The organism is Pseudoalteromonas phenolica, from assembly GCF_005876835.1.
GTDB classification, from domain to species: domain Bacteria; phylum Pseudomonadota; class Gammaproteobacteria; order Enterobacterales; family Alteromonadaceae; genus Pseudoalteromonas; species Pseudoalteromonas phenolica_B.
Genome location: NZ_PPSW01000029.1, coordinates 1 through 3,165 on the forward strand (window position 1 = coordinate 1; position 3,165 = coordinate 3,165).

General features: G+C 48.4%; 1 rRNA gene. It reads left to right on the forward strand.

The annotated features are described in order from the left end of the window. The first annotated feature begins 200 nt into the window (after positions 1–200). Positions 201–3,082, forward strand: a 23S ribosomal RNA gene (locus tag C1E24_RS17140). Positions 3,083–3,165: the final 83 nt, after the last annotated feature.

Consider the following 3,165-nt stretch of genomic DNA (forward strand, 5'->3'; position numbering starts at 1 on the left):
ATAGCTAATTAATATTGCTCTTTAAAAATTTGGAAAAGCTGATAATTAATTCTTTTAGAAGAAATTCTAAAAAGAGTTTTCAAAAGTAAAACAATGCCGATAAACATTCATTTGTTTATTAGCGTCTACTTTAGTATTCAATATTAACTTCTGGCGAAGTTAAAACTGTCTTTGACGATACAAACCATTTTGGGTTGTATGGTTAAGTGACTAAGCGTACACGGTGGATGCCTTGGCAGTTGGAGGCGATGAAGGACGTACTAACTTGCGATAAGCCTAGTCAAGCCAGTAAGAGGCGCTTGAGACTAGGATTTCCGAATGGGGAAACCCACCTGCTTGCAGGTATCGTTAACTGAATACATAGGTTAACGAGGCGAACGCGGAGAACTGAAACATCTAAGTACCCGTAGGAAAAGAAATCAACCGAGATTCCGAAAGTAGCGGCGAGCGAAATCGGATTAGCCCTTAAGCTTTAGTGTAGTTAGTGGAACATTCTGGAAAGTTTGACGACACAGGGTGACAGTCCCGTACACAAAAACTTATCTAAAGTGAAATCGAGTAGGTCGGAGCACGTGAAACTTTGACTGAATATAGGTGGACCATCATCTAAGGCTAAATACTCCCAACTGACCGATAGTGAACCAGTACCGTGAGGGAAAGGCGAAAAGAACCCCTGTGAGGGGAGTGAAATAGAACCTGAAACCGTGTACGTACAAGCAGTAGGAGCCCCTCGAGGGTGACTGCGTACCTTTTGTATAATGGGTCAGCGACTTATATTTTGTAGCGAGGTTAACCGTTTAGGGTAGCCGTAGCGAAAGCGAGTCTTAACTGGGCGTTGAGTTGCAAGGTATAGACCCGAAACCCGGTGATCTAGCCATGGGCAGGTTGAAGGTTGAGTAACATCAACTGGAGGACCGAACCCACTAACGTTGAAAAGTTAGGGGATGACCTGTGGCTTGGAGTGAAAGGCTAATCAAACCGGGAGATAGCTGGTTCTCCCCGAAATCTATTTAGGTAGAGCCTCGGACGAATACTTACGGGGGTAGAGCACTGTTAAGGCTAGGGGGTCATCCCGACTTACCAACCCTTTGCAAACTCCGAATACCGTAAAGTAATATCCGGGAGACACACGGTGGGTGCTAACGTCCATCGTGGAGAGGGAAACAACCCAGACCGTCAGCTAAGGTCCCAAAGTGTATGTTAAGTGGGAAACGATGTGGGAAGGCTAAAACAGCTAGGAGGTTGGCTTAGAAGCAGCCATCCTTTAAAGAAAGCGTAATAGCTCACTAGTCGAGTCGGCCTGCGCGGAAGATGTAACGGGGCTAAACATACCACCGAAGCTACGGCTGCATACATTAGTATGCGGGGTAGGGGAGCGTTCTGTAAGCGGCTGAAGGTGAACTGTAAGGTTTGCTGGACGTATCAGAAGTGCGAATGCTGACATGAGTAACGATAATGCGGGTGAAAAACCCGCACGCCGGAAGACCAAGGGTTCCTATCCCATGTTAATCAGGGTAGGGTAAGTCGACCCCTAAGGCGAGGCTGAAGAGCGTAGTCGATGGGAAACGGGTTAATATTCCCGTACTTGGAATAATTGCGATGGGGGGACGGAGCAGGCTAATCAAGCATGGCGATGGTTGTCCATGTGAAAGGCTGTAGGCTGGTGACTTAGGAAAATCCGGGTCGCTAAGGCTGAGAGTCGAGACGAGCTACTACGGTAGTGAAGTTGATGATGCCCTACTTCCAGGAAAAGCCTCTAAGCTTCAGATTATTTCGAATCGTACCCCAAACCGACACAGGTGGTCAGGTAGAGAATACTAAGGCGCTTGAGAGAACTCGGGTGAAGGAACTAGGCAAAATTGTACCGTAACTTCGGGAGAAGGTACGCTCCTATCTGTGACGAGATTTACTCTCTAAGCGGACGGGAGCCGCAGTGACCAGGTGGCTGGGACTGTTTATTAAAAACACAGCACTGTGCAAAATCGTAAGATGACGTATACGGTGTGACACCTGCCCGGTGCCGGAAGGTTAATTGATGGGGTTAGCTTAGGCGAAGCTCTTGATCGAAGCCCCGGTAAACGGCGGCCGTAACTATAACGGTCCTAAGGTAGCGAAATTCCTTGTCGGGTAAGTTCCGACCTGCACGAATGGTGTAACCATGGCCACGCTGTCTCCACCCGAGACTCAGTGAAATTGAAATCGCAGTGAAGATGCTGTGTACCCGCGGCTAGACGGAAAGACCCCGTGAACCTTTACTACAGCTTGGCACTGAACATTGAGCCTACATGTGTAGGATAGGTGGGAGGCTTTGAAGTGGCGTCGCCAGATGTCATGGAGCCATCCTTGAAATACCACCCTTGTATGTTTGATGTTCTAACATAGGTCCCTTATCGGGATTGTGGACAGTGCCTGGTGGGTAGTTTGACTGGGGCGGTCTCCTCCCAAAGAGTAACGGAGGAGCACGAAGGTTGGCTAAGTACGGTCGGACATCGTACGGTTAGTGTAATGGTAGAAGCCAGCTTAACTGCGAGACAGACACGTCGAGCAGGTACGAAAGTAGGTCATAGTGATCCGGTGGTTCTGAATGGAAGGGCCATCGCTCAACGGATAAAAGGTACTCCGGGGATAACAGGCTGATACCGCCCAAGAGTTCATATCGACGGCGGTGTTTGGCACCTCGATGTCGGCTCATCACATCCTGGGGCTGAAGTCGGTCCCAAGGGTATGGCTGTTCGCCATTTAAAGTGGTACGCGAGCTGGGTTTAGAACGTCGTGAGACAGTTCGGTCCCTATCTGCCGTGGGCGTTTGAGAATTGAGAGGGGCTGCTCCTAGTACGAGAGGACCGGAGTGGACGAACCGCTGGTGTTCGGGTTGTGATGCCAATTGCATTGCCCGGTAGCTACGTTCGGAATCGATAACCGCTGAAAGCATCTAAGCGGGAAGCGAGCCTCGAGATGAGTTCTCACTTTAACTTTAAGTTAACTGAAGGGCCGTTGGAGACTACAACGTTGATAGGCTGGGTGTGGAAGTGTAGTGATACATTAAGCTAACCAGTACTAATTACCCGTGAGGCTTAACCATACAACGCCAAAGTGGTTTTAGCTCAGAAGCTAATATGAACTAAAGTAGAAAGTTTTAGAAATTATCAGATTTTTTCCAGATTT